Consider the following 24,303-nt stretch of genomic DNA (forward strand, 5'->3'; position numbering starts at 1 on the left):
TGCCGTCCTTCAGGCGTGGGCTATCACACGGGTTTCTTGTTCTCCCGATAGAAACGGAAGATTTCCTTCAGGGGGCGTTGCGGGGTAAACGCGAATTCCCTGGCAAAGGCTCTGCCGTCAATGACGACAGGATACTTGAAAAAGTGCATCAGATACGACGGAAAACTTCTCAGATTGAGCGTTCGAAGTATCAGTTTCGGCAACAACGGCGGTACCGATGGAATCGGAAGCCGCTGACAGCCGCAGAGCTTGAGCGCGTGCTGGTAGGCCACCCAGTCGTCCGGTGCGACGTTGAATACACCACGTCTGGGCTTGTTATAGGCCAGAACGATGGCGTCCGCCATGTCGTCGATATGAATGAACTGCATCATTGGCGAGAAACCCGCCAACACCGGCGCACGCTCGCTGGCCAGCAGGGTGCTTATCGAATTTCTGACCCCGGGGCCAACAATGTTACAGGGCCGGAGTATGGTGATGTTCAGTTCCGGGTAGCGCCAGAGGTATATGTTCGCCAGGTTTTCAAGTTCGACCGAATCCACCAGATCCGCACTCAGCCCCACCCCCTTGAGCGGGGCTTCTTCATCAATCAGGGCCGGGTTGTAAGCCACGGCGCCGTAGACGTGAAACGTGGATAACACCACCACCCGGCGGATACCGTATTTGTGGCTGAGATCGAGCAGTTTCTGGGTGCCGAGCACGTTGGCGTTGTAGCGGCGCATGCGGGTTAGCTGGCTCGACATGATGCGACCCAGGTGTATGACGCCATCAAATTTGTAGCGGCGGAAAAGGTCCTCAAACACGCGCTTATTGAAATCTATGCAGTAGCTGGGAATATCATCGCCCAGGTAGACCTGCTCCCGGAAATCCACCGCCACCAGATCACAGTGATCCCGTAGTCGATCGATTACCTGTTGTGCGAGGGCACCGGCCACGCCGGTGACCAGAATGCGAGGTCGGTGTTGCTTACTCATCAGAACAGCCTTTTCCTTTCGCTGAGTCCCTTGTCGATCAGCTTGCTGATTTCGCCTTTGACCTGTTCAACCCGGTCGGTGACTTGTTCTTCGGGGATTTCTCGATCATCAAAGAACATCGGCGGGCCAAAGTTGAGGTGCACTTTCGCAGGCAGGACAACCGGCAGGGCGAGCGGGGCGTAAGGAATGCCGAGCGCTTTCGCCAGTGGCTTTATGTTGGCAATGGCGGGGATGGTCTCTTCGCACCCGACTACGCCCACGGGCACGATGGTGGCCTTGTATTTCATCGCCAGATGCATGAAGCCATTACCGAACCGTTTAAGCTGGTAGCGATCCTGATAAAGCTTGCCCGAGCCGCGAACGCCTTCGGGAAACACGATCACGGCCTCGTTGTTGGCGAGCATCTTGGCGCAGTTGATGGGGTCCCCCAGTACCGCGCCGACTTCGTTCAACAGGTTTCCGAGGTAGGGCACTGTGGGGAAGAAGCGCTCGATCATGGCGCGGGGCATACGCGGCTTGTCCTTGCGCGAAGCCAGCGCATACCCGATCAGCAGGCCGTCGATGGGTAGCTGCCCGCTGTGATTGGCGATGATCAGCACCGGCCCTTCGGCCGGCACGCTATCAACGCCACTGGCTTCCACCCGGAAATACTTCTCGTAAATGTGGCGGGTCAGTGAGAAGCCATATTTGATTGCTTCGTTGTTGTAACCCCACGGATCGTAGCCGAGGCTGCCAATGGGCTTGCGGATCCGGTTGATTTGTTCACTCAGTTCCGTCGGAACCAGTTTCGATTTGAGAATGGATGCCAGACTCATGGCTACTCCCTGATGGTTTAAATTCGCCCGATCAACACGCCAAGGGTATGGCTTTGCCCCTTATTCAAAACCCGGTAATCGCTTAAGGCATTGGCAGTTTCGACACAAAGCATCGATTTCCAGCCACTGTCCGGAAAATCGTTCAGAGCCTGCGCCTTCTGCGGCCCGGGGTTCCAGACCACGGTGGAATCACTGCCGATCGCATTAAGGGTTCGGCGTGAGCCGGGTGTGGAGACCACCAGGGGCGCGGCGGATTCGTATATGCGGTCTGTCTCACCGTCAAAGACCACGTCTCCTTTCTGCTGGCAGTAACGCCAGTCCCTGAGTGTATCCACAAAGTCGCTGCCGTCGAGCCCTGAAATATGGGTACGCTCAATATCGGACGTTGGCAGATAGGTATGCAGCGCCTGGGTATACGCCAGCGGATCCGCTCCAAGGTTGGTGGTCGTCAGCGCAATCTGGCAGCCCCCGACCGAAAAGCTGAAGGTGGCAAGCAACAGCGCGTGCCCTTCCCATACGTCGGCAAAGTCATCGTCTGCTCGCAGAGAAAGGCAGATTTCCACCTCATGGGCGGATTCCCGTACGTCTTCCAGCTTCCAGAGAGCGGTGCGGGCAAACCCGTGGGCTGCTTTGGTACGAATCCGCTTACGTACTTCCGGGGGATTTTTTTCCGGTACCCCGAACCAGGGCCAGCACAATGGAATGCCTCCGCGAATCGCCCGTCCCGTTTCAAAGCGGGCGGTGTCGCTCAGCCAGAGCCAGTCCGGTTTGTCGTGAGTGGCAAAGTGGGTGAGATGTGCTCCCTGGAGAAACAGCCGGGCGCGAAACAGCGGGTGGTGTACCTCAATGGCTTCCAGTTCCCCCTGGGTTGTCCAGCGGGTGAAAGACCAGTGCCCGGGTCTTGTCGTCACGCGATGCCTCATACTGCCGTGGATGAACGAATGGCCTGCCCGCTCTCGGGGCTTAGGTGTATTTTCGTATCCTCAGAGTAAATTAAAACTGACGCTGCCGCGAGATTCCGGAATAAAATACCGGGCCATCAAAGGAGCAAGTCATGGAACACACCGTCGTTGTCCCGATCAGGGGGTCGCTGCCGGCTGAGGGCCAGGCCTCAGTCGGAGCCGTGTCGGCAGAGGCCGGTGCGGCCGGCCCGGCGATCGCGCCATCGCATCCGCTTGAGGGTGTCTCCGATACATGGCTGGACAGCCTGGCGAGCGGTCTGACTGAACACGGCTGGCTGAGCGTGGACGTTCGCGGGCAGCTTGAAGACCCGTTGCTCCTGGCGCTGAGGGAAGAGGTCCGGATTCTGGATCGCACTGAGACCATGAAGGCGGCGGGAATTGGCCGCGGGACCGACCTGATGCGTGACCGTTCGGTGCGGCGTGACCGCATTGCCTGGCTGCAGGGGATGACAGCGCCCCAGCAGGCTCTGTTCGCCATTCTGGATCAGGTACGCCTTGGCCTGAATCGGCGGCTTTTTCTGGGTCTCCGGCGGTTTGAGGCACACTACGCCACCTACCATCGCGGTGATTTTTACCGCAGGCATCTGGACAGTTTCGCAGGCCGTGCCTCACGGGTTGTCAGCCTGGTGCTGTACCTCAATGAAGGCTGGAGCAGTGAGGACGGGGGCGCGCTGCAGGTCTTCAATCGGGACAGCCAGCATGAAATCTGCGGGGCCGTCCTGCCGGAGATGGGGCGCATGGCTCTGTTCATGAGTGAGGATGTCCCCCACGAAGTGTTGCCCGCCAACCGGACCCGCTACAGCCTGGCCTGCTGGTTTCGTCAGGATGAAGTGCCGCTTCCGCTATAAGTCGTTGTAGTCCGCCAACCCTTTTGCTACTATGCGCGCCGCTTTCGGGCAATTGTCCCGGAACGCCGTTATGGTGGCTCCATTGGTGCCTCCGCAACATGAAACCGTGAACCCGGTCAGGCCCGGAAGGGAGCAGCCGCAGCGGTGGAATTGTGTGCCGGAGTGTCGCTGATGGAGTCACCCCCAGACTTTCTTTTCCCGTTCGTTCTATCCCTCTGAAATCGTCGCTTTTTCCTGCCAGAACGGTCGATTCCCCGGCTTCTTCTCCGGGCAAGTCCATGCTAAGGTTAAAGCCATTTTCACAGCAGTTGGCTAAACATGAGCTACCAGGTACTTGCGCGTAAATGGCGCCCCCGCACATTTGAAGACATGGTTGGCCAGGAGCATGTGCTGCAGGCACTCATTCACGCCCTGGAAAACCAGCGTCTCCACCATGCCTATCTGTTCACCGGAACCCGCGGTGTAGGCAAGACCACCATCGGGCGTCTGCTGGCGCGGTGCCTGAACTGCGAAACCGGGGTTACCCCCAGACCCTGTGGCGAATGCAGCAGTTGCCGGGAAATACAGGACGGGCGCTTCGTCGACCTGATCGAGATTGATGCCGCTTCCCGCACGGGCGTCGATGACATGCGCGAACTCACGGATAACGTGCAATACGCGCCCACCCGGGGGCGGTTCAAGGTGTACCTGATTGACGAGGTGCACATGCTGACGAACCAGTCGTTCAATGCGTTCCTGAAAACCCTGGAAGAACCGCCGGAGCACGTGAAATTCCTGCTGGCGACAACCGACCCCCAGAAACTGCCCGTGACGGTGCTGTCCCGTTGCCTGCAGTTCAACCTCAAGCGGATGACGCCGGAGCACATCGCCGGCCACCTGAAACACGTGCTGGGTGAAGAGCAGATTCCCTTTGAAGAGCCGGCACTCTGGCTGCTGGCGCGAGCCGCCGACGGCAGTATGCGTGACGCGCTGAGCCTGACCGATCAGGCTATTGCCTTTGGCAACCAGAAGCTCGCGGCCAGTGATGTCAGTAACATGCTCGGCACCATCGATCAGCGCGATATCGAGCGCCTGGTCAAGGCCCTGGTTGAGAGCGACGGGCCATCGCTGTTGGCGGAGATTCAGCGGGTATCCGATTTTGCGCCCGACTACGGCGTTATTCTGGCCGATCTGTTGTCACTGTTTCACCGGGTTACCATGGAGCAGGTGGTACCAGGCAGTGCAGACAACGCGCTGGGTGATGCGGCACAGGTTCAGGCGCTGGCACGCCAGCTGAGCGCCGAGGATGCCCAGCTGTTTTATCAGGCGGCGTTGATGGGGCGCAAGGATCTGGCGGTAACGCCCGATGCTCGCATGGGGTTTGAAATGACGCTGTTGCGCATGCTTGCCTTCCGGCCGGGAAATGATCGCCGGGAGCCACCGGCCAGGCGTTCCGCCCCCGGTCAGGCTGGCAACGCTGAATCCCGGGAGGACCCGGACCCTGCGCCTGCCGCAGCGCCGCGCCAACAACAGGTTGCGACGGAACCGGAAAACGTTACGCCGCCGGCCGATATGCCTGCCCCGGAGCCGGCCGAACCCGCGCCACAGGTGAGTGCAGAGCCTGTCGCTGCGGAAGAGCCAGAGCCCGCCGAGCCAGACGCGGAGTTCGATCCCGGTCCGGTGCCCGAGTACCTGACTGAGGCGGCTCCCGAATCGGCAATCCCTCAGCCTTCGGAAGAGCCTGGGATCCCCGCGCCCCCGGCGGAGGAGGTGCAACCGACTGAGTCGGCGGCCGAAGACGAGTCGGGCGGGGAATTCGACTGGCAGCGAGACTTCCGCAGCCTTGGCATTGTTGGTATGCCCGGCAACCTCGCGAGCCACACCGCCATGGCGCGGGAAGATGATGCCATCCTGCTCACCATGGAGGAGGGGCATGCACGACTTCTCAACCCCCGCCACGAAGAAAAGATTCTTGCTGCCTTGAGAAACCGCTTCGGCGACACCATTACTCTGCGTATTGAGCAGGGCGACACCGGCGGCAGAACCCCTGCGGTCTGGGAAGAGCGACAGCGTGTGGCGAGGCAGAAAGCGGCGGAGTCGTCCATTCAGAACGATCCGCTGGTAAAGTCCATCGTTGAACGTTTCGAGGCACGGGTAGTCGAAGACAGTATCCGGCCGGCAGAGCATTCAGGTTGAAGGAGAGCAGGTTATGATGAACGGCATGGGCGACTTGATGAAAAAAGCCCAGAAAATGCAGGAAGACATGCAGAAGGCCCAGGAAGAAATCGCCAAGGCTGAGGTAACCGGTGAATCTGGCGCAGGTCTGGTCAAAGTGACCATGAACGGTCGCCACGACGTACGCAAGGTCGAGATTGACCCGTCGCTGATGGGCGAAGAGAAAGACATTCTTGAAGATCTCCTGGCGGCGGCTGTGAACGACGCGGTTCGTCGCGTGGAGGCCAACCAGAAAGAGAAGATGTCCGGCATGATGTCCGGCATGGGTATGCCGCCCGGATTCAAGATGCCATTCTGAATCAATTCATTACCGGTGTTTTTTCATCTGAAGTATAAGGAATTTTCATGGCGTTCAGCCCGCTGGTCGATGAGCTGGTAGAGTCCCTTCGGTGTCTACCCGGGGTAGGCCAGAAAACCGCGCAGCGGATGGCGTTTCACCTACTGGAGCGGGGTCGCTCCGGCGGCGTCCGTCTCTCAGAGGCGCTGAGTCACGCGATGACCGGTGTACGGCGCTGCGACAGCTGCCAGAATTTCGCCGACACCCCCCGGTGTCGTATTTGCGAGAATCCCGAGCGACAGACCGGAACCCTGTGCGTTGTCGAGAGCCCGTCCGATCTGCTCGCCATCGAGCAGGCCGGCGACTATCGCGGCAGCTACTTCGTGTTGATGGGGCATCTGTCGCCGATTGATGGGGTCGGGCCGGAGGAAATCGGTATCGAGCGCCTGCTGAAACGAATCGGGGATGAAGGCGTCACAGAATTGATTCTGGCGACCAATCCGACCGTGGAAGGCGAGGCAACGGCGCACTACATCGCCGACCGTCTTGACCAGAAAGGGGTGCTGATTACACGCCTGGCCCACGGCATTCCGGTGGGAGGCGAGCTCGGTTACGTCGACGGCTTCACGCTCACCCATGCATTTCGGGGCCGAAAGCCCCTTTCTGAATAAAAACCGACAGAGCACTTTTTATGGCTTCAAGTAACCCGGTGGCGGAAGCGCCGCCGGCTCCCGCCGCCATCGAATGGATCACCGAACCCGACGCTCTCGACCAGTGGCTGACAGGGATTCGCGGCGAGCCTCTTGCGCTGGACACCGAGTTTGAGCGGGTCAGCACGTTCTTCCCGATTCCCGGGCTCGTGCAACTGGGTCTGGGTACTGAGTACCGTCTGGTAGATCCTGGTATTGCAGAGCAGTCCATGGAATTTCGCCGGATCCTGGCAGACAGTAACAGCCCGAAACTGCTGTACGCCATGAGTGAAGACCTGGAGCTGTTTCGTCACTGGCTTGATCTGGAGCCGGCCGGCGTTATTGATCTGCAGATTGGCGCTGCCCTGGCTGGCGCCGGGTTTTCCGTCGGTTATGCGCGGCTGGTTGAAACGCTGTTCGGCGAAACCCTGGATAAATCGGCGACACGCTCAGACTGGATCTCGCGCCCCCTGAGCGAGGCACAGCAACGGTACGCACTGGACGACATCCGCTTTCTTGCGCCCATGGCCGATTGGGTCATGACCAACCTTGCCGTGCGGAACCTGGAGTCGGCGTTGGCGGAAGAATCCGATCGCTTTGCCTCTGAACTCGCAACCCAGGACGATTACGCGAACCACTACCTCAAGCTCCGTGGCGGATGGACGCTAAGCCCGCGGCAGCAAGCCGTTTTAAGAGCGTTGACGGCCTGGCGGGAGGAAGAATCCCGCCGCCGCGACCGGCCCCGCAATCGCGTGGTGGGAGATCCCTTGCTGATCGCCATTGCCGAGCGTCTGCCCGAGTCGGTACGCCGCCTTGCCGACATTCAGGGGCTGCCTCAGCCAGTCATCCGGCGATATGGTGATAAAATACTGGAGCTGGTGAGCCAGGGGCGGGCAGCATCAACCGATGCCATGACACTGATTCCCGCACCACTGAGCCGTCAGGAGCAGAGTTTCTATAAACAGGTGAAACGGCTGATCGCCTCGGCCGCAGAGGCGGCGGATGTGCCGGTGGAACTGCTGGCCCCCCGCAAACGTCTTGAAGCGGTGGTTCACCAGCGTGACCTGGCAGCCGGTCTATTCAATTCGGGCTGGCGCCGTCAGATCCTGGCCCCGGTCCGGGAGCAGCTAGAGGAACTACTTCGGTCATGACAGACAAACAGTTTGTATCGGTCTTTCGCAGCAGCAAGAAGGCGGACACCTACCTTTACGTTCGCCGCGGACAGGTTTGGGAAGAGCTGCCGGAGAGCCTGCGGGGGATTTTCGGCGCTCCCGTCCACGCCATGGATCTGGTGCTCACTGCAGAACGGAAACTGGCTCGCACGTCCGGCAAGCAGGTACTGGATGCCATTGCTGACAAGGACTTCTTTCTGCAGATGCCGGAAGAGCGGGACGCCTATGTGGTCGACTTTCGCAAAAAACCGGAACAGCACCAGCCATGATTGCAGAGATCCCGTTCTGGCAGCGTAAGCGTCTCGATGAGATGACGCCGGCGGAGTGGGAATCGCTGTGCGATGGCTGCGGCAAATGTTGCCTGGCCAAGCTGGAGGATGAAGACACCGGCGAGGTGTATTACACCGATCTGGTGTGCCGCTACATGGATACGGACAGCTGTCGTTGTACCGTTTATCCTGAACGGCTGGAGAAAGTGCCGGCGTGCACCGTATTGACACCTGACACCCTTGCGGACTATCACTGGCTACCGTTTACCTGCGCCTATCGGACGTTGGCGGAAGGCCGCCCGCTGGCCGACTGGCACCCGCTGCGGTCCGGCGACCCCGACTCCGTCCATCAGGCTGGCGTGTCGGTTCAGCATCGGGTGGTATCAGAGGCCGGGGTGCCGGAAGAAGACTGGGAAGAACACATAATTCACTGGATCCTGTAATGATTGATTCTGAAGCTCAACTGGCCTACGGCATTTTCTGGGTAGTCTATGCCGTGGCGTTCGTGGTTTTCTTTTACATGATGTCGCGGCTGTTTCGTATCGTGCCGCTGTATGGTGTGCGGACGTTATTGCAATCCGCACTCATCGTGCTTCTTCTGACCCCTGTGGAGTCAGCGGAGGTGAGCGGATGGTGGGTGCCTGCATGGCTGTACGGAGGGTACGAGTTGATCCTGGGCGATGTCGACACCGCTGGCAAGGCGATTCTCAATCTGGGCATTGCCGCACTGGCCATGACGCTGGTTTGGGTGTTGGATCTGGTCCGTTATCGACTGGTAGAACGCTGATCTGAGATAACAACAACAAAAACGGAGCACAGATGCGACGGAACCTTTACGTCACGCTTTTTGCCAGCTTTTTGCTCGGTGCCGCCCTGTCGTCGGGGGCAACCGCGCAGGAAGCGCCCGCCCCGGAACCCCGTGATGCCGCCGACGTGCGAATCATCGTCGATATTTCCGGATCCATGAAGGACACCGACCCCGAAAACCTGCGGCAACCGGCCGTCCGCCTGCTGGCAAGAATGCTGCCTGACGGGGCTGAAGCGGGAGTGTGGACCTTTGGCCAGTACGTCAACATGCTGGTTCCCCATGGCGCCGTGAACGAGGACTGGCGCGCCCGTGCCATCGGGCGCTCCGCAGACATCAACTCTGTGGCCTTGCGCACGAACCTGGGGGAGGCCATCGAAGTGGCCAGCGATGACTATTTCACCGATGGCGACCTGGGCAACACTGATTTCATCCTGCTCACTGACGGCAAGGTTGATATATCGGATCAAGCCGTTGCTAATCAACAGGAGCGGGCGCGTATTCTGGGCCCGGTTCTTGACCGACTGGTCAGTAAAAATGCCACCATCCATACCGTCGCGTTATCAGACGCGGCCGACAGCAAGTTTCTGACCACCCTCGCAGATCGGACGGGTGGCAGCCACTTTGTCGCACCCTCTGCCGATGCCCTGAGTCTGGCATTTCTGAACGCGCTTAATGCAGCGGCTCCGCAGCAGCAGCTTCCCATTGAAGGCAACGGTTTTACCGTTGACAGTGGCGTGCGGGAATTTACCGCGCTGATATTCTGGGGCAGTGGCGAAACCCGGGAAACCCGTAAGCTGGAACTGACAGACCCGGAAGGCAACACGGCGGTGATTGGTAACCGCGGCACCAGCATGCGTTGGGCGCGCGAATCCGGGTACGATCTGATTACGGTCAGCGAGCCGCTTCCCGGACAGTGGCGGATCGCCGGCGAGCTGGGGGAAGGCAGTCGGGTGACGGTTGTCAGTGACCTGCGAATGGTGGTTTCGCCGCTCCCGCCGGTTTTCTCGGACAATCAGCCTCTTGATCTGCAGATCGCCTTCTTCGAAGGTGAGGAGAAACTGACCAATCCTGATTTTCTCAGGGTGTTGGAGGTTGGGGTAACTGTCACCTCCGAAGACAATCGTAGTGGTCGAAAGGTCCTGTCAGACGAGGAGCCCCCTGAGGACGGTATCTACAGCGACTCGATCGGGGGGCTGCCAGCGGCCGGCCGGTACGCCATTGAGGTGATTGCCGACGGCCAGACCTTTTCACGAAAGTTCAGCGGTTTCAGCCGTTTTGAACGCCCGCAGGGCACCGGTGCAGCGGGTTCGGGTGACGAGGCAACTAGTGCCGGGCCCGCGGCAGAAGAGGGCGATACCGGTCAGGAAGCGCCGGCAGTACCGGCACCCGAACCCGAAGATCCTGCCGAGCCGGCGGATGCACCTGCCGCTGAGGATGAGGCGCCGGTGGGCGGGCCAATCGATATTGCTGCCGTAGAGCGCCCAGCAGAAGTTGCCGATTCGTCTTCGGCTTCTGCAACTAACGAAAAGGACAGCGCCGGTATGTCGCTCTGGGTGTGGATTGGCTCTGGGGCACTGATGATTCTGTTGATAGGTGGCGGTCTGTTTGCAATGTACAAGCGTAAGCAGAATACCGCAGCGCCTGAGGTGGATAACGCGCCGGTGGTTGAGCCCGAGCCAGAACCGGAGCCGGAGCCCGCGGCCGATGCTGAGTCGCCGGACGAACCGATCCCCGTGGCCGATAGCGAAGATCCCGTTCCTGCGGCGGAACCACTCGAGGAAGTTGGTGACGACGAGATACCGGTTGCCGACACCAAGGTGGATGAGGAGCTGGAGGATTTCGGCCTTGAGGACTTCGACCTTTCCGAATTTGACGATTTGCCAGAGTCCGGAGACGAAGAGAAAGCCGGGCCCGAGGACGGCGCCGATCAGGCGAAACCGAAAAACTAGGCCGGGGTGGTTAGGCCCCCCTCCGGCCCTTTATACTCCCCATCCTGATGATCTGATAACCGAACAGGAACCAATCACATGAAGTTTACCGGTACCGAAAAATACGTAGCCACTGATGATCTGCAAATGGCGGTTAACGCAGCCATCTCGCTGCAACGACCACTGCTGATTAAAGGCGAACCCGGCACCGGCAAAACCCTGTTGGCGGAAGAGATGGCGGCGGCGCTCGGGATGCGACTGGTTCCATGGCACATCAAGTCTACCACCAAGGCCCAGCAGGGGCTTTACGAGTACGATGCGGTGTCACGGTTACGGGATTCCCAGCTCGGCGATGAGAAAGTGAAGGACATCAGCAATTACATCGTCAAAGGCAAGCTGTGGGAAGCCTTCGAGGCGGACGAGCAGGTGGTGTTGCTGATCGATGAGATCGACAAGGCCGACATTGAGTTTCCAAACGATTTGCTGCTGGAACTCGATCGTATGGAGTTCTTTGTCTACGAGACCCAGCAGTTCGTAAAGGCGAGGAAGCGCCCCATCGTGGTCATCACCAGCAACAACGAAAAAGAGCTGCCGGATGCTTTTCTGCGTCGCTGTTTCTTCCACTACATCAGCTTCCCGGATCATGACACCATGAAGGACATCGTGGACGTGCACTTCCCGGGTCTGCAGCAGGCGATTGTGAGGGATGCACTGGAAGTGTTCTTCGATGTGCGCAAGGTGCCCGGGCTCAAGAAGAAGCCGTCGACATCGGAGCTGATTGACTGGCTCAAGCTGCTGATGGCCGATGAACTGTCTGCCAAAATGCTTCAGGAGAAGGACACCAGCTCGGCTCTGCCACCGCTGTATGGCGCCCTGGTCAAGAACGAGCAGGACGTGCATCTGTTGCAGAAGCTGGCGTTCATGGCGCGTCGTCGCAGCTGACATTCAGCAAGAGCTACACCTTATGTTGATTGATTTTTTTCTCGAAGTTCGGCGGGCAAAAGTGCCCGCCAGTCTGCGCGAATTTCTTGACCTGCTGGAGGCCTTGCAGAACCGGCTGGCTTTCGCGGATATGGAAGAATTCTACTACCTGTCACGTTTGTGCCTGGTGAAAGATGAGCGCCACTTCGACAAGTTTGACCGCGCCTTCAAGGCCTATTTCGAAGGCATCGAAAATCTTGACGATCTGATGGAGATGCTGATTCCGGATGACTGGCTTCGGGCGGAGTTCGAGAAGCACCTCAGCGAAGAAGACAAAGCCAAAATTGATTCCCTGGGTGGCCTCGAGGAGCTGATTGAAACCTTCAAGAAACGCATGGAGGAACAGCAGGAGCGCCACGCCGGTGGTAACAAGTGGATTGGAACCGGCGGCACGTCGCCATTCGGCGCCGACGGCTACAACCCGGAGGGGTTCCGCATCGGCCAGAAGGGTGGTCGTCATGGCCGTGCCGTGAAGGTCTGGGAAAAGCGTGAGTACAAGGACCTGGACGACAGCATTACCCTTGGCATCCGCAACATCAAGGTGGCGATGCGCCGGCTCCGCAAGTTCGCCCGCCAGGGCGCTGCAGACCAGCTCGATATGGACGACACCATCCGGTCGACCGCCCGCAACGCGGGTTATCTGGACCTGAAGATGGTTCCGGAGCGCCATAATGCGGTCAAGGTGCTGATCTTCTTTGACGTGGGCGGCTCCATGGACCCGCATGTGCGAGTGTGTGAAGAGCTCTTTTCCGCGGCGCGGATGGAGTTCAAGCACATGGAGTATTTCTACTTCCACAACTTCGTGTATGAGAGTGTCTGGAAGAACAATATCCGCCGGATGAATGAGACCACCAGCACCTGGGACATCCTCAATAAGTACACGCCGGATTACAAAGTGATTTTTGTTGGCGACGCCACCATGGCGCCTTACGAGATTTCTCATCCCGGCGGTTCCATCGAGCATTGGAACGAAGAGGCGGGGGCAACCTGGTTTCAGCGCATCACCGACCATTTCCGCAAGGTGGTCTGGCTGAACCCGCTGCCCGAGAGTTACTGGGGCAGTGGCGGCTCCCTCGGCATGACCCGTCAACTGGTGAACGATCATATGTACCCGCTGACCATCGACGGTCTCGAATCGGCGATGAAGCAGTTGAGCAAATAAAAAAGCCGATGCGGGTTGAGCGCATCGGCAAAGCTCGGCATATCAAACGGGGCAGCGGTCGTAGCTTCCCCGTGCTTTGTCCCTCAGCAATAACGGGGCCACCCGAAACTTTTCACCCAAAAACAATGCAATAGCCTGGTACCTCTTCAGGGCATCGCTACCGTACCTGTTTCACCCCGTTAACACCTGTAAAAAAAACCGACGCTCCGCGTTTTCCAATTGGTGATCTGGATACCGTTCTTGCTGGTAACCAGGTGTTACCCTTCCTGTCAGTTTGTAACGGAAGATTACAGAAGGCAGGAAGCGTATGTTCGCCCCACAGCAGGTAACTGACTCAGGTCGCCGGGCTTGTTCGCCCGCATGGAAAGGCGTGGCCCTCTTGCTCGTCGCCCTGATGATGTGGGTGCCCGCACTGGCCTCCGCGAACGATCTGGAATCCGAAATCAACCGCCTGAAGGCGGACGTGGCAGACCTGGCCAGCGAACTCTACGCTCTTGAAGAAGCCATCCTGCACCCCGCCGATACGCAAGTGGCAGTATTTCTGACACTGGCCACGAAAGATGCGCTGCAACTCGACTCGGTGGAGCTCTTCATCGATGAGACACCCGTTTCCTCGCACCTGTATACCGACCTAGAGCGGCAGTCCTTGCAGCAGGGCGGGGTACAGCAGATATTTCTTGGCAACCTGCCCTTGGGGGACCATCACCTCAAAGCGGTACTCACGGCCCGCACGGACAACGACCGTTATGTTCGCCGCGAAGCCTCTCACCGGTTCCGCAAAGAACCGGGCGAGTCCCGAATCCAGATGACCCTCGATGCCCGGGCGCCGGATTTTGAACCCCGGGTGGCCTTCAGGGAATGGAAGTGACGGATCATGGCAACTGAATACCAGCACCGGTTTCGCAGTGGTGGCAGGGGGATGCTCTGCCTGGGGGCTTCTGTGTTCTTGCTCCTGGGCAGCATCGGGCAGCTGCATGCAACCCCCCGCTCCGAGGCGGATCTGGCGACCCGGCTGGCCCAGTTTGCGCTCGCATCGGGCCAGCCGGAGAAAGCCCTTGCACGGATCGGCCGTGTAGAGAGTGAAACCTCATCCTGGGTCAAGGCTCAGGCCCTGGTGGCAACGGGTCAGACTGCAGCGGCCCATGAGCTGCTGAAACGTCAGCTTAACGGGCGAAATCACCGGGGCGACGCGGCCTTGCTGTTGGCCCGGATTGCCCAGCGCGAGGGAGATTCACTGCGCGCCCGGGAGCACTTTGAGGCGGCGGCTCGTCTGGGTTTTGGTGAAACCCGACAGCGCGCGCTATACCAACTGGCTGCGATGGAACTGGCCGCTGGCAAGCCCGACCGGGCCGGACAGCGCCTGGCGGAGATGGATTCGGGTTACTGGGCAGCGCTTGGTTACATGAACCTGGCGGCCAGCTACAGCGAGATCGATCGCAATGCAGCGCGACCGCTGGTTGCCCTGCGTGTAGCACTGGCGATGGCGGAAAAGGACGCCAAGGGCGACCGCAGTGTGGCGTTACGAAACAGGCTCCTGGTCAGGGCTGGCTTTCTGTCCTATCAACAGGAGGAGTACGAGAAAGCCATCGGGTTTCTGGAAAAGGTTCCACTCGACAGTTACCACACCCCCCGAGCGCTCTACCTGCATGGCCTTGCCCTGGCGGCTCGTGATAACCACCGGGCGGCGATGCAGTCCTGGCACCGGGCGAAAAAATTCCCGCTTGCCCACCCCGGGGTGGAGGATGCCTGGCTCGGCATGGGCCGGGGGTATGACCTGGCGGGATACCTCGGTCAGGCCGGGGAAGCCTATCTGGCAGCCAACGCCTCCTATGAAAGCGAACGGGTCACCCTGCGCAAGCTGGCGGCGCGCATCCGCGAGGAGGGCGCATGGAAAGCCCTCATCGTCGACGCCCGCGAGGCAGACACCCAGTGGTTTCTGGCGGACAACCGGACGCTGACGCAACCGCGCATGGCCTATCTGCTGCGTTTCATGGAGAGCGCCGAGGCCCAGCAGGCCGTCGCGCAGGTTGCTGATCTGGTGGCGCTCGAAACCGGGCTGGCAGAGCGGGAGCGTAACCTGCGGGTGTTTCGGGGCTCGCTGGCAGACCGGCTATCGACGCCAGTAGGGCCGGCCATGGCGTCTGGCAAAGAGTTGGGTGAGAAATCCGCGCAATTGCGCGCCCGTCTCGAAGCGTTGGAAAACCAGGGGGCTGATCCAGCGCAACTGGCGCTAACCGCCCGAACTCTCGGTGATATTGAAGACGCCCTCGCCACGTTGGAGTCGCGCGTCGGACAGAGAAATGCCCGTCTTCGGCAACTCAAGAGCAGGCTGGACGGCATGCTCGGCGGCATGGAAAGCCTGCGACGTCGTGCCGGCGAGCTGCGGCAGCAGGCGGAAGCAGCCCTTGATGAACGTGTCCTCGCCTATGTGGAGGCTCAGGACAAGCGAATGGTTTATGCGCTGGATAAGAGCGAACAGCAGATTGCCCATCTGTACGAATATCTGGCGCTTGAATCCCTGCAGCGGGGTAGCCAATGATGCCCGGTTACTACAGGCGTTATAGCCTGCTTGCGGCAGGCGCGGTGCTGACGGCGATGACGACCCTGGTATCGGCTCAGGAATCGTTCCGCGTAGAGCTCGGCAGCGACGGTGAAACCATTGCTGATATGCGCCCGGTATTCCTGACCTATGAATCGCGTCCGATGCCGGCGATTTCGCCCGCTGAAGTTGCCCGTCGCTACCAGCGCCTGTTCGATTCCACGGATGAGCCGGAAGTCCGGATAGACGCCCTGAATCGGCTGGCGAACATTCAGCAGGCATCCGGTCAGGTAGTTCAGCCGGACGACGCCGAAGAGCAGCGACTCTACCGCGAAGCACTCGGCAGCTACGAATCGGTCATCGAGCGGGGCTCATTCCACGGCAAGCTGGACGAACTGCTCTACCAGATGGCGAAAGCTCATGCGTTCGTAGGCCATGGCGAGGAGTCTATCCAGCGTCTGAAACAGCTGGCTGGATTGTACCCCCGCTCGCCACTGGTACCTGAAGCAAGATTTCGGATCGCCGAGTCGGCTTTCGCCGCTGGTCGTTATGCTGAGGCGGAGGCCGCTTACGGCCAATTGATCGCCGGCGAGGGCGGCGACAGCCTGAAAACCAAGGCGCGCTACATGCAGGGGTGGAGTCAGTACAAGCAGGGGAGCGGAGCATGGCCGCGGGCAGCGGCATCGTTTCTGGCCGTACTGGACCAGAGTATGCCGACGCTCTCACACATCGGCCAGGTACAGGGCAGTGAGCGGGAAGTGATCGATGACACCCTCCGCGTGATGGCGTTGATGGCCGCTGATCGCGACGGCGCGCCGACCCTTGAAGCCTGGTTAGCGCAGGCGGGCGATAAGCCCTACGATTATCTGCTGTTTGACCGGCTGGCGGATCATTATGCCAACCAGAGGCGCTACGGCGACAGCGTTGCAGTCAGCCGGCGCTACGTGAATGATCATCCCGATCATTCCGCGGCGCCAGCTTTCCTGGCCCAGGCGGTGGACGTCTGGAAGCTTGCCGGCGAGGCGGACCGCGCCAGAGAGGCCCGCAAGGAATACGTTGTGGCATTCAGCGACGACGCCGATTACCGTCGGCTGACGCCGAATTATCAACAGCTGTGGCAGACCTTCGCCCATCGACTGGGGGACTTTTACTACGATCTGGGCGAGCGCACGTCACAGCCCCGTCACTTTGCCAATGCCGCCAAATTTTACGAAGCGCTGAGTAACCGCGCCGAGGCTCCGGGCGAAACCCTCCGGCTGGCGGGCGATGCTCGACTACAGGCTGCACAATACGACCAGGCGCTCGACAACTACCGGCACGCTGCCTATCACACCTCAGGTTACGAGGGTGGGGCTGATGCAGCCTGGGCGGCAATGACCATACTGCGCGACGGCCTCGCCAATCGCATTGACCATGCCGCAACCTTGCCCGAACTGTCCGCCGAAGCCGAGAAATTCGGCACTTCGTACCCGGCTGACCTCCGGTTGCCGGCATTGTATGCGGATATTGCCAACCGTTGGCTGGAGAGGGGGGAGCCTGTGTACGCGCAGGAATTTGCAGAGTACGTACACAGGCTTGAGGCGTCCACGCCCGAAGAACGTTACAGTGCCTGGCTGGTATTGGGTGAGGTGCATTATACCGCCGCGGATTACCGGCTCGCCGAGCACGCGTGGAGGGAGGCGGACCGGCTGATTGGCAGCGGAAGCCTCACCGATGTCACCAGGGCCGACGCGGAATCCGTCCGAAGACAGTTGGCCACTGCTGTGTATCGCCAGGGTGAGGTCGCCCAGACTGCCGGTGAAACGGACAACGCAGTTGCCCATTTCCAGCGCGTGGACTCGGTACTTCCGGGCTCGGACATTGCTATCAAGGGGCGGTACGACGCGGCCAACAGCCTGCTGCTGGCAAACCGCTGGCAAGCCGCTGTTAATGAACTTGTCCGTTTTCGCTCAGACTTCCCGGCCCACCCGCTTACCGGTTCAATCAGTGACAAGCTGGTCTTGGCCTATACCTCCTCAGGTCAGCCGGTACGGGCAGCGTCCGAGCTGATGGAAACCGCAGGGAAAGAGGCGGATCCCTGGCCCCGCAAGCTTCGGGCGGCCGAGTTGTTCCACCAGGGGCAGGCTGCTGAGCGCCGTGACACCCTATACCGTGAATACCTGGCGACCGGACCTGAGCCGGCCTCGGCCGAGGAACATATCCGCCTGCAAACCATGCGCTCACGTCTGATGGATTCCGGTGCCACGTCGGATTACCGCCAGCAGATGGTGCGCGCAGAGCTGAACAGTGACTGGCATTCTGAGCAGACGCTGGGTTGGGCTGCCGTCGCCGCAATGGAATTAGGGCGGGAGGCCGCCGAGGAGTTCACCGGGATTGAACTGGGCCATCCGCTGGAACAATCCCTGGCCCGCAAGCAGGCGGCCCTGCAGCGTGCGCAGGAAAGGTTTGCGCAAGCGGAGCAGTTCGACCAGCAGGCGGTTCGCTCCGAAACCCTGTACCGACGCGCCGAACTGTACCGGGTTCTGGCCCGGGATCTGATGAGCTCAGCGGTACCGAAGGAACTGAACGATCTCGAGCGCATGCAATACCAGATGCTGCTTGAAGAGGAAGCCTACCCGTTTGAAGAAAAAGCCATCGAGCTTCACGCGCAGAACCACGAACTGCTGGCCAACGGTGAATACAGTGAATGGGTGGAAAAAAGTCTGCAGGCACTGGCGGAGCTGTTTCCGGGCCGGTATGACCGGGAGGTTCAATGGATGAGCTGGAAAGGAGAGCCAAATGATGACGCCTGATGTCCGGCTATGCGCGTTACTCTTGATGATCGTCACGCTTGCCGGTTGCGCTTCACGACCGGAGCCGGAACCGCCAAAAGAAGCAGTCGTCGCGCTTGATGGGCAGGCGGTCGTGACGCTCAACAACCGGGCCTTATCGCTGAAGGAGGAAGGTCGTTTCCGGGAGGCCGCCGAGTTGCTCCGGACGGGGATTCGTGGGGCGCCGGAGACACCCGAGTTGCATTACAACCTGGCAGTGATTTCCGAACTCTATCTGTTGGATCTGGACAATGCGCTGACCCATTACCGGCGCTACCGGTCTTTGACCGAACAGGATGACAAGCTGGTGGCCGGGTGGATTGCGGATCTGGAGCGGAGGCTGCAATGACGGGCACCAGAATGTTGCATTTAGCCGCCGGGGAAACAATGCCCTGGGTGCATCGCATACTCCTGATCGGCGTGATGCTGCTTGCAGTGACCAGTGCCGAAGTGAGTGCAGCGACCAACCAGGAGCCATCCGAATCGCCGCTTGGGGTTGAGGGCATTGCGCAGGATTCCGCGGATGATGATCCCGGCGTGCTCTACATTCTGCCCTGGCAACCGCCAACACTGCCCAAGCGGCCCCGGGCGCGGCTGGAAGACCGCGCCCCTGAATTACTGGAACCTCTGGACCCGGTGGCGCTTGAGCGTCATCGGGTGTTTCGTCAAACCCTGAATCCGTCACTGGATTCTTCCCTGTCTGTGCAGTAACTGCAGGAGTCTGAAGATGCTGGAAACTGTCGTTCGTTTTTTTCAGGAAGGTGGCCCCTTCATGTATCCCATTGCGGTCGTTCTGGTTATCGGCCTGGCGATCACCCTGGAGCGGTTTGTTTACCTCGGGTCGGTTCGGCGCAGAAACCGTCTGGCCTTTGAGAAAGGCATTCTGCCATTGCTGCAGAAGCGGGATTACCAGCGCGCGATGAAGGCGGCAAACAGTTCCGACAGTGCTATCGCGTCCATCATGGGGGCGGGCATTGGCCGCCTGCTCAACAATCACCGGCGCGAGGACGTTGAGTACGCCATGGAGGAGGGGTTGATGGAGGTGCTGCCGCGTCTTGAGAAGCGCACTCAGTATCTGGCGACCCTCGCCAACATCGCCACCCTAATGGGGTTGCTCGGCACGATTATTGGTCTTATTGCCGCGTTTACCGCGGTGGCGGCCGCCGACCCAGCCCAGAAAGCCACGCTGCTTTCTGAAAGTATCTCGGTGGCGATGAACACCACTGCGTTCGGGCTGATGTCGGCGATTCCGCTACTGATGTTCCATGCCCTGTTGCAGACCCGAACCAATGAAATCGTGGACAGTTTCGAGATGGCGGGGGTCAAGTTGCTCAACATCATCTCGGACCAGAACGTCAGTCAATCCGCCGCTTGAGCCGGGGGCGAAACATGAGACGCAGGCATCGCAGAGCGGTAAGCAGTCCGGAACTGGACATCACCGCTTTTCTGAATCTGATGATTGTGCTGGTTCCGGTTTTGCTTCTGGGCATGGTGTTCAGCCAGATTCGTACCATTGACCTCAATTTTCCCGGCAAGCCACCGGGCGAGGCCCCGGCAGCGGATCAGTTGCGGCTGGTGGTGACCCTGATCCCGGCTGGTCTGGAAGTGTCGGACAGTGACCGGGGCGCTATCCGCACGCTGCCACTGCGAGAGGGCGAACAGGATTTTACCGCCCTGAGGGACGTACTCAGGCAGATCAAGGCCCGTGTGCCGGAGAAAACGGACGTGGTGCTGGAAGTTGGCGGGGACATTGACTACCAGACGCTGGTAACCGCAATGGATACCGTGCGCTCCTATCCGACCGTGGTGGCAGCCAGTCAGGTGGAGGCGGAACTGTTTCCGGATGTTTCACTGGCGGATGCGCCCGACGACCGCGAGCTGGCCGAAGTGGCCGGAGCGGACCGCAGTAACTCGGGGGAGGGGGTATGAAAACATCCCGTCGAGCCCGGCGGATGCAGCGCCATTATGGTCGTATGCATCGCGCCGGTGGGCTGAATCTGGTGTCTTTGATGGACATCTTTACCATCCTGGTGTTCTTCCTGATGGTGAATTCTTCCGATGTGAAAGTGATGCAGAACTCTTCGGACGTGGCGCTTCCGCAGTCCACTGCGAAGCAGGTTGCCGAGGAAACCCTCACGGTTCAGGTCAGTGGGCAGTCGATTCTGGTGCAGGGGCGTGAAGTTGCCCGGCTCGACAGCATTGGAGCCAATGACGTCACGGTTGCCGGGCTGGCGGAGGAGCTTGACTGGCGTCGCGAGCGTCGTGGTGAGGTTCCCGCGAACGGGTTTGAAGTCACCATCATGGCCAGCCGTGACACCGACTACCGGTTGTTGAGAAAAATCATGCAGACCTGCGTTGATCAGCAGTACCGGCAGGTAAAACTGGCGGTGGAATCTGCAGGGGAGGCCCGCAATGGTTGATCCCGGATACCGTGGGGGTCTGCCGTGGACCCCGGAGAAAGGCGAGAACGGCCGCTTTGCCCTGATCCTGCTGGCGGCATTTATTCTGTTCCTGCCGCCTGCCATCCTGATTCCTTTGACCGAGGTTGCAGAACCCGAGCGCAGCGAAAGGGAAGAGGTACCACCGCGGCTGGCGCGGCTGATTGAGCAGCGCCAGCCGCCGGAACCCCAGCCCGAGGCGGTGCCCGAGCCAGTCCCGGAACCGGAACCGGAAAAAGAACCGGAGCCGGCCCAGGTGGAAGACCAGCCCCCATCGCCACAACCAGCGACCGCTGTGGCGGAAAAGGAACCTGTGGTAGAGCCGCCAGCGGAGGTCTCCCGACAGGCTGTTGAGCGGGCGCGGGAAAAGGCGTCTCGCACGGGATTGCTGGCAATGAAGGATCGCCTGGCGACAATGCGGTCCCCGGAGTCCGAATCCCGACCAACACTGACCGCCAACGTTTCATCAGAGCGCCCGGCCGCAACGGGTGAGGCCCATGCTACCGATTCACTGCAGGGCAGCGGTGGTGTGTCGACCGCCAAGGGGCCGACCAAAGACGTGGATGTGCAGGCTCATCAGGTTCGTGAAGTCGCCGTGGCCGCGGACCCTGTGCGCGCGGCAGAGCCCGAAAAATCGGGCCCGCCAGAGCGTGGCATGACCAACATCCGCAAAGTGTTTGACGCGCAGAAGACCGCGCTTTACTCGATTTACCGTCGGGAACTGAGGCAGGATCCAACCCTGGAAGGAAAGGTGCTTCTGGAGCTGGTGATCGAGCCCGACGGATCCGTCTCCAGTTGCGAAGTGGTCAATTCCGAGCTGGATAATCCGGAATTGGAGAGCCGGATCGCCACGCGGGTCCGGTTGTTCAATTTCGGGGCGGCAGATGTGGCCGCCCGCAAGGTGAAATTCCCGATCGATTTCCTGCCGGGGTGATCAGTTCTCGATGGTGATTTTCGGCAGGCGGGGCTTGTTCAGAGCCATCTTCTGGGTGGGGGCGATCACCTTCGCCTCGCCGCTGACCACGGTCTCGTCATTCTGGTTGAGCACAACGCACCCGAAGACCACCCGATTTTTGGGCTCTTTCTTAAGCACGCTCAGTTGAACGGTCAGAGTATCATCCAGCTTGACCGGTCGCTTGAATGACAGGCTCTGTTCCAGGTAGATCGTTCCGGGGCCCGGCATCACCGTAGCCAGCGCGGCTGAAATCAGAGAGCCGCTCCACATGCCATGGGCGATTCGCTCCTTGAACATGGAGTCGGCCGCAAAATCCGGGTCCAGATGGACCGGGTTAACATCGCCGGATACCGCCGCAAACAACACCAGTTCATCTTCCGTCAGCGTGCGGGTAAATGTGGCTGTATCGCCCTCATTCAGCTCACCGTAGGTGATGTTTTCGAGCGTGTCGGGGGTGTGGCTCATGGTTATTCTCCGGCGATTTGCAGGTTGAAAAGGGTGGTGAACAGGTGTGCTGTGAAAACTACCTCATCGATCACAAAACTGCTATTCTCTCCCCCTCATTTTTAGGCTGATACTTTTGTCGAGTTGATTTTTTGATCAGGTCGGCAGGGGTAAATCATTATAAACACAAGCGCCCGACAGGAGATGGTGATGGATTTCGAGCAGTTCTATCAGGACAAATACCCCGCTGGTGTCCCCCGCGAGGTCGACCTGAACAAATACAAAAGCATGGTCGATGTATTTGAACAGGCCGTCAAGACGTACGCGGACCGGCCGGCTTTCAGTGCTGTCGGCGCAACCCTGACCTATCGTGATCTTGATACCCAGAGCCGCAATTTCGCCGCTTGGCTCCAGAACAAAACCGACCTGAAACCCGGTGACCGTATTGCGGTTCAGATGCCGAACGTCAGCCAGTATCCTGTTGTTGTGTTTGGCGCCATGCGCGCCGGTCTCATCGTGGTGAACACCAACCCGCTTTACACCACGCGGGAAATGGAACACCAGTTCAATGATTCTGGCGCCAAGGCGCTGGTGGTGCTGGCCAACATGGCCGAAAATGCCGAGAAAGTGCTGCCGCACACGGGCATCGAGCATGTCATCGTTACCGAGATTGCCGACATGCATTCACCGATCAAGCGCACGCTGATGAACGCGGTGATCAAGCACGTCAAAAAGATGGTACCGCCGTTCAACCTGCCTCAGGCACACAAGTTGCCAGCGGTGCTCAGCGCCGGCGCGCGGGAAAAGTTCACTCCGGTTGAAAGCAAGCAGGACGACATTGCCGTACTTCAGTACACCGGTGGCACCACGGGTGTCGCCAAAGGTGCGATGCTGACCCATGGCAACCTGGTGGCCAACCTGCTGCAGACCCGGCCGATGATGGAAGATATGGTGGTCGAGGGCCAGGAAGTGGTCATCGCGCCGCTCCCGCTTTACCACATTTATTCCTTTACCCTGAACTGCGGCATCATGCTGGAAGCCGGGGCACACAACGTGCTGATTCCGAATCCGCGGGATATCCCGGGCTTTGTGAAAGAGCTGAAGAACCACAAATTCACTGCCTTCCTCGGTCTGAACACCCTGTTCGTGGCCCTGTGCAATAACGAAGATTTCCAGGCCCTGGATTTCAGCGCCCTGAAGCTGACCTCTTCCGGTGGTATGGCCCTGACCAGCGATACTGCCAAGATGTGGCAGCGGGTAACCGGCTGTGAAATCAGTGAAGGCTACGGCATGACCGAGACGTCTCCGGTTGTCACCTTCAACCCGCACAGTGCGATTCAACTGGGCACTATCGGGCTGCCGATTCCTTCCACTGTGGTAAAAACCATTGATGACGAAGGCAACGAAACCCCGCTGGGCGAGCCAGGCGAGCTTTGCGTAAAAGGCCCGCAGGTGATGCGCGGCTATTGGCAGCGCCCTGAGGACACCCAGAAGTCCTTCACGGAGGACGGATTCCTGCAGACCGGGGATATTGCCCTGATCCAGGAAGATGGCTACATCCGCATTGTTGACCGCAAGAAAGACATGATCATTGTGTCCGGTTTCAACGTCTTCCCGAACGAGATCGAGGATGTGGTGAGCAGCCATCCCAAGGTGGTTGAGTGTGCGGCTGTGGGTATCCCTGATGCCAAGAGCGGCGAAGCCGTAAAGGTTTATCTGGTCGCAACGGCGGAAGGCGTGTCCGAGAACGAGTTGAAAGAGTTCTGTCGCGAACGCCTGACCGCGTACAAAGTGCCGAAGAACTTTGAGTTCCGCGAGGAGCTGCCCAAGACCAATGTGGGCAAGATCCTGCGTCGCGAACTGCGCGACGAAGCAAACGCGAAGTAAGACCCCGCGCAAAGCCTGCTCCGGCAGGCTTCAGCGGCAGGAAAGACCCCGCACCGGCGGGGTTTTTCCGTTTATCCAGCCGGCTGATCCCGTTAGACTAACGCCATTCACCTGACCCCATCGCACCGTGGTAG

At 59.6% G+C, this 24,303-nt stretch carries 25 protein-coding genes and 1 other RNA gene; 22 read left to right on the top strand and 4 right to left on the bottom strand.

Annotation, left to right across the window (positions count from 1 at the left end; translation table 11 throughout):
- Positions 1 to 23 precede the first annotated feature (23 nt).
- The 3 genes from DYI22_RS00530 to DYI22_RS00540 are packed head-to-tail and all read right to left on the bottom strand — an operon-like array spanning position 24 to position 2,697.
- The gene (locus DYI22_RS00530; protein ID WP_213476080.1) at positions 24 to 971 is read right to left on the bottom strand and encodes an SDR family oxidoreductase; all 948 of its coding nucleotides are present in this window, start codon (positions 969 to 971) and stop codon (positions 24 to 26) included.
- Positions 971 to 1,786: a lysophospholipid acyltransferase family protein gene (locus DYI22_RS00535; protein WP_213476081.1), complete on the bottom strand. Its 816-nt coding sequence runs from the start codon at positions 1,784 to 1,786 to the stop codon at positions 971 to 973. Before DYI22_RS00535 ends, DYI22_RS00530 begins: the two co-directional genes overlap by 1 nt.
- 17 nt (positions 1,787 to 1,803) lie before the next feature.
- On the bottom strand, positions 1,804 to 2,697 hold the full coding sequence (locus tag DYI22_RS00540; RefSeq protein WP_323132840.1) for a D-hexose-6-phosphate mutarotase: 894 nt from the start codon (positions 2,695 to 2,697) through the stop codon (positions 1,804 to 1,806).
- 143 nt (positions 2,698 to 2,840) lie between these two features.
- On the opposite strand from DYI22_RS00540, the gene DYI22_RS00545 reads away from it, so the two are divergent.
- The 21 genes from DYI22_RS00545 (at position 2,841) to DYI22_RS00645 (ending at position 21,817) form a co-directional block, all read left to right on the top strand.
- The gene (locus DYI22_RS00545; protein WP_213476083.1) at positions 2,841 to 3,596 is read left to right on the top strand and encodes a 2OG-Fe(II) oxygenase; all 756 of its coding nucleotides are present in this window, start codon (positions 2,841 to 2,843) and stop codon (positions 3,594 to 3,596) included.
- Between the two features lie 80 nt (positions 3,597 to 3,676).
- Positions 3,677 to 3,773, top strand: an RNA gene (ffs, locus tag DYI22_RS00550) — signal recognition particle sRNA small type.
- Positions 3,774 to 3,914: 141 nt separating this feature from the next.
- Positions 3,915 to 5,771 carry a DNA polymerase III subunit gamma/tau gene (dnaX, locus tag DYI22_RS00555; RefSeq protein WP_213476084.1) on the top strand — a complete coding sequence of 619 codons (1,857 nt, stop codon included), beginning with the start codon at positions 3,915 to 3,917 and terminating at the stop codon, positions 5,769 to 5,771.
- A 13-nt stretch (positions 5,772 to 5,784) separates the two neighbouring features.
- Positions 5,785 to 6,108 carry a YbaB/EbfC family nucleoid-associated protein gene (locus tag DYI22_RS00560; protein ID WP_213476085.1) on the top strand — a complete coding sequence of 108 codons (324 nt, stop codon included), beginning with the start codon at positions 5,785 to 5,787 and terminating at the stop codon, positions 6,106 to 6,108.
- A 47-nt stretch (positions 6,109 to 6,155) separates the two neighbouring features.
- A complete protein-coding gene (recR, locus tag DYI22_RS00565; protein WP_213476086.1) occupies positions 6,156 to 6,758 on the top strand; it encodes a recombination mediator RecR in 603 nt (200 codons plus the stop codon).
- Positions 6,759 to 6,778: 20 nt separating this feature from the next.
- On the top strand, positions 6,779 to 7,927 hold the full coding sequence (locus tag DYI22_RS00570) for a ribonuclease D (protein WP_213476087.1): 1,149 nt from the start codon (positions 6,779 to 6,781) through the stop codon (positions 7,925 to 7,927).
- Positions 7,924 to 8,217, top strand: coding sequence for a YcgL domain-containing protein (locus tag DYI22_RS00575; RefSeq protein WP_213476088.1), 294 nt, complete (start codon positions 7,924 to 7,926; stop codon positions 8,215 to 8,217). The genes DYI22_RS00570 and DYI22_RS00575 overlap by 4 nt, the downstream gene beginning before the upstream one ends.
- A complete protein-coding gene (locus DYI22_RS00580) occupies positions 8,214 to 8,660 on the top strand; it encodes a YcgN family cysteine cluster protein (protein WP_213476089.1) in 447 nt (148 codons plus the stop codon). The genes DYI22_RS00575 and DYI22_RS00580 overlap by 4 nt, the downstream gene beginning before the upstream one ends.
- Complete coding sequence (locus DYI22_RS00585) at positions 8,660 to 9,004, top strand: hypothetical protein (protein ID WP_213476090.1); 345 nt, start codon at positions 8,660 to 8,662, stop codon at positions 9,002 to 9,004. Before DYI22_RS00580 ends, DYI22_RS00585 begins: the two co-directional genes overlap by 1 nt.
- A gap of 32 nt (positions 9,005 to 9,036) precedes the next feature.
- Positions 9,037 to 10,974 carry a VWA domain-containing protein gene (locus tag DYI22_RS00590; protein ID WP_213476091.1) on the top strand — a complete coding sequence of 646 codons (1,938 nt, stop codon included), beginning with the start codon at positions 9,037 to 9,039 and terminating at the stop codon, positions 10,972 to 10,974.
- Positions 10,975 to 11,052: 78 nt separating this feature from the next.
- A complete protein-coding gene (locus DYI22_RS00595) occupies positions 11,053 to 11,895 on the top strand; it encodes an AAA family ATPase (protein WP_213476092.1) in 843 nt (280 codons plus the stop codon).
- A gap of 22 nt (positions 11,896 to 11,917) precedes the next feature.
- Positions 11,918 to 13,096, top strand: coding sequence for a vWA domain-containing protein (locus DYI22_RS00600; RefSeq protein ID WP_213476093.1), 1,179 nt, complete (start codon positions 11,918 to 11,920; stop codon positions 13,094 to 13,096).
- 370 nt (positions 13,097 to 13,466) lie between these two features.
- A complete protein-coding gene (locus DYI22_RS00605) occupies positions 13,467 to 13,964 on the top strand; it encodes an AraC family transcriptional regulator (RefSeq protein WP_323132841.1) in 498 nt (165 codons plus the stop codon).
- Between the two features lie 6 nt (positions 13,965 to 13,970).
- Entirely contained in the window at positions 13,971 to 15,635 is a 1,665-nt protein-coding gene (locus DYI22_RS00610; protein ID WP_213476095.1) for a hypothetical protein, read from the top strand.
- Positions 15,632 to 18,427, top strand: a complete 2,796-nt coding sequence (locus tag DYI22_RS00615; protein WP_228300719.1) for a tetratricopeptide repeat protein — start codon at positions 15,632 to 15,634, stop codon at positions 18,425 to 18,427. Before DYI22_RS00610 ends, DYI22_RS00615 begins: the two co-directional genes overlap by 4 nt.
- Entirely contained in the window at positions 18,414 to 18,794 is a 381-nt protein-coding gene (locus tag DYI22_RS00620) for a hypothetical protein (protein ID WP_213476096.1), read from the top strand. The genes DYI22_RS00615 and DYI22_RS00620 overlap by 14 nt, the downstream gene beginning before the upstream one ends.
- A 38-nt stretch (positions 18,795 to 18,832) precedes the next feature.
- Positions 18,833 to 19,156 (top strand): hypothetical protein, encoded by a 324-nt coding sequence (locus tag DYI22_RS00625; RefSeq protein ID WP_213476097.1) that lies wholly within the window; start codon positions 18,833 to 18,835, stop codon positions 19,154 to 19,156.
- Between the two features lie 16 nt (positions 19,157 to 19,172).
- Entirely contained in the window at positions 19,173 to 19,820 is a 648-nt protein-coding gene (locus DYI22_RS00630) for a MotA/TolQ/ExbB proton channel family protein (RefSeq protein WP_213476098.1), read from the top strand.
- Positions 19,821 to 19,834: 14 nt separating this feature from the next.
- Complete coding sequence (locus DYI22_RS00635) at positions 19,835 to 20,374, top strand: ExbD/TolR family protein (RefSeq protein WP_213476099.1); 540 nt, start codon at positions 19,835 to 19,837, stop codon at positions 20,372 to 20,374.
- Entirely contained in the window at positions 20,371 to 20,865 is a 495-nt protein-coding gene (locus DYI22_RS00640) for an ExbD/TolR family protein (protein WP_213476100.1), read from the top strand. The genes DYI22_RS00635 and DYI22_RS00640 overlap by 4 nt, the downstream gene beginning before the upstream one ends.
- A complete protein-coding gene (locus DYI22_RS00645; protein WP_213476101.1) occupies positions 20,858 to 21,817 on the top strand; it encodes an AgmX/PglI C-terminal domain-containing protein in 960 nt (319 codons plus the stop codon). Before DYI22_RS00640 ends, DYI22_RS00645 begins: the two co-directional genes overlap by 8 nt.
- Here DYI22_RS00645 and DYI22_RS00650 read toward each other — a convergent pair whose 3' ends face one another.
- Complete coding sequence (locus DYI22_RS00650; protein WP_213476102.1) at positions 21,818 to 22,303, bottom strand: MaoC/PaaZ C-terminal domain-containing protein; 486 nt, start codon at positions 22,301 to 22,303, stop codon at positions 21,818 to 21,820.
- A gap of 189 nt (positions 22,304 to 22,492) precedes the next feature.
- Between DYI22_RS00650 and DYI22_RS00655 the strand changes: the two genes are divergently transcribed.
- A complete protein-coding gene (locus DYI22_RS00655) occupies positions 22,493 to 24,169 on the top strand; it encodes a long-chain fatty acid--CoA ligase (RefSeq protein WP_213476103.1) in 1,677 nt (558 codons plus the stop codon).
- Positions 24,170 to 24,303: the final 134 nt, after the last annotated feature.

The sequence above is a fragment of the Marinobacter lipolyticus genome (genome assembly GCF_018424605.1).
Lineage (GTDB): Bacteria > Pseudomonadota > Gammaproteobacteria > Pseudomonadales > Oleiphilaceae > Marinobacter > Marinobacter lipolyticus_B.

What these genes read in the sequence shown, in the direction of transcription:
- DYI22_RS00530 (WP_213476080.1), bottom strand. Translation starts at nt 971, where the DNA reads ATGAGTAAGCAACACCGACCTCGCATTCTGGTCACCGGCGTGGCCGGT.
- DYI22_RS00535 (WP_213476081.1), bottom strand. Translation starts at nt 1,786, where the DNA reads ATGAGTCTGGCATCCATTCTCAAATCGAAACTGGTTCCGACGGAACTG.
- DYI22_RS00545 (WP_213476083.1), top strand. Translation starts at nt 2,841, where the DNA reads ATGGAACACACCGTCGTTGTCCCGATCAGGGGGTCGCTGCCGGCTGAG.
- dnaX (WP_213476084.1), top strand. Translation starts at nt 3,915, where the DNA reads ATGAGCTACCAGGTACTTGCGCGTAAATGGCGCCCCCGCACATTTGAA.
- DYI22_RS00560 (WP_213476085.1), top strand. Translation starts at nt 5,785, where the DNA reads ATGATGAACGGCATGGGCGACTTGATGAAAAAAGCCCAGAAAATGCAG.
- recR (WP_213476086.1), top strand. Translation starts at nt 6,156, where the DNA reads ATGGCGTTCAGCCCGCTGGTCGATGAGCTGGTAGAGTCCCTTCGGTGT.
- DYI22_RS00570 (WP_213476087.1), top strand. Translation starts at nt 6,779, where the DNA reads ATGGCTTCAAGTAACCCGGTGGCGGAAGCGCCGCCGGCTCCCGCCGCC.
- DYI22_RS00575 (WP_213476088.1), top strand. Translation starts at nt 7,924, where the DNA reads ATGACAGACAAACAGTTTGTATCGGTCTTTCGCAGCAGCAAGAAGGCG.
- DYI22_RS00580 (WP_213476089.1), top strand. Translation starts at nt 8,214, where the DNA reads ATGATTGCAGAGATCCCGTTCTGGCAGCGTAAGCGTCTCGATGAGATG.
- DYI22_RS00585 (WP_213476090.1), top strand. Translation starts at nt 8,660, where the DNA reads ATGATTGATTCTGAAGCTCAACTGGCCTACGGCATTTTCTGGGTAGTC.
- DYI22_RS00590 (WP_213476091.1), top strand. Translation starts at nt 9,037, where the DNA reads ATGCGACGGAACCTTTACGTCACGCTTTTTGCCAGCTTTTTGCTCGGT.
- DYI22_RS00595 (WP_213476092.1), top strand. Translation starts at nt 11,053, where the DNA reads ATGAAGTTTACCGGTACCGAAAAATACGTAGCCACTGATGATCTGCAA.
- DYI22_RS00600 (WP_213476093.1), top strand. Translation starts at nt 11,918, where the DNA reads ATGTTGATTGATTTTTTTCTCGAAGTTCGGCGGGCAAAAGTGCCCGCC.
- DYI22_RS00610 (WP_213476095.1), top strand. Translation starts at nt 13,971, where the DNA reads ATGGCAACTGAATACCAGCACCGGTTTCGCAGTGGTGGCAGGGGGATG.
- DYI22_RS00615 (WP_228300719.1), top strand. Translation starts at nt 15,632, where the DNA reads ATGATGCCCGGTTACTACAGGCGTTATAGCCTGCTTGCGGCAGGCGCG.
- DYI22_RS00620 (WP_213476096.1), top strand. Translation starts at nt 18,414, where the DNA reads ATGATGACGCCTGATGTCCGGCTATGCGCGTTACTCTTGATGATCGTC.
- DYI22_RS00625 (WP_213476097.1), top strand. Translation starts at nt 18,833, where the DNA reads ATGCCCTGGGTGCATCGCATACTCCTGATCGGCGTGATGCTGCTTGCA.
- DYI22_RS00630 (WP_213476098.1), top strand. Translation starts at nt 19,173, where the DNA reads ATGCTGGAAACTGTCGTTCGTTTTTTTCAGGAAGGTGGCCCCTTCATG.
- DYI22_RS00635 (WP_213476099.1), top strand. Translation starts at nt 19,835, where the DNA reads ATGAGACGCAGGCATCGCAGAGCGGTAAGCAGTCCGGAACTGGACATC.
- DYI22_RS00640 (WP_213476100.1), top strand. Translation starts at nt 20,371, where the DNA reads ATGAAAACATCCCGTCGAGCCCGGCGGATGCAGCGCCATTATGGTCGT.
- DYI22_RS00645 (WP_213476101.1), top strand. Translation starts at nt 20,858, where the DNA reads ATGGTTGATCCCGGATACCGTGGGGGTCTGCCGTGGACCCCGGAGAAA.
- DYI22_RS00650 (WP_213476102.1), bottom strand. Translation starts at nt 22,303, where the DNA reads ATGAGCCACACCCCCGACACGCTCGAAAACATCACCTACGGTGAGCTG.
- DYI22_RS00655 (WP_213476103.1), top strand. Translation starts at nt 22,493, where the DNA reads ATGGATTTCGAGCAGTTCTATCAGGACAAATACCCCGCTGGTGTCCCC.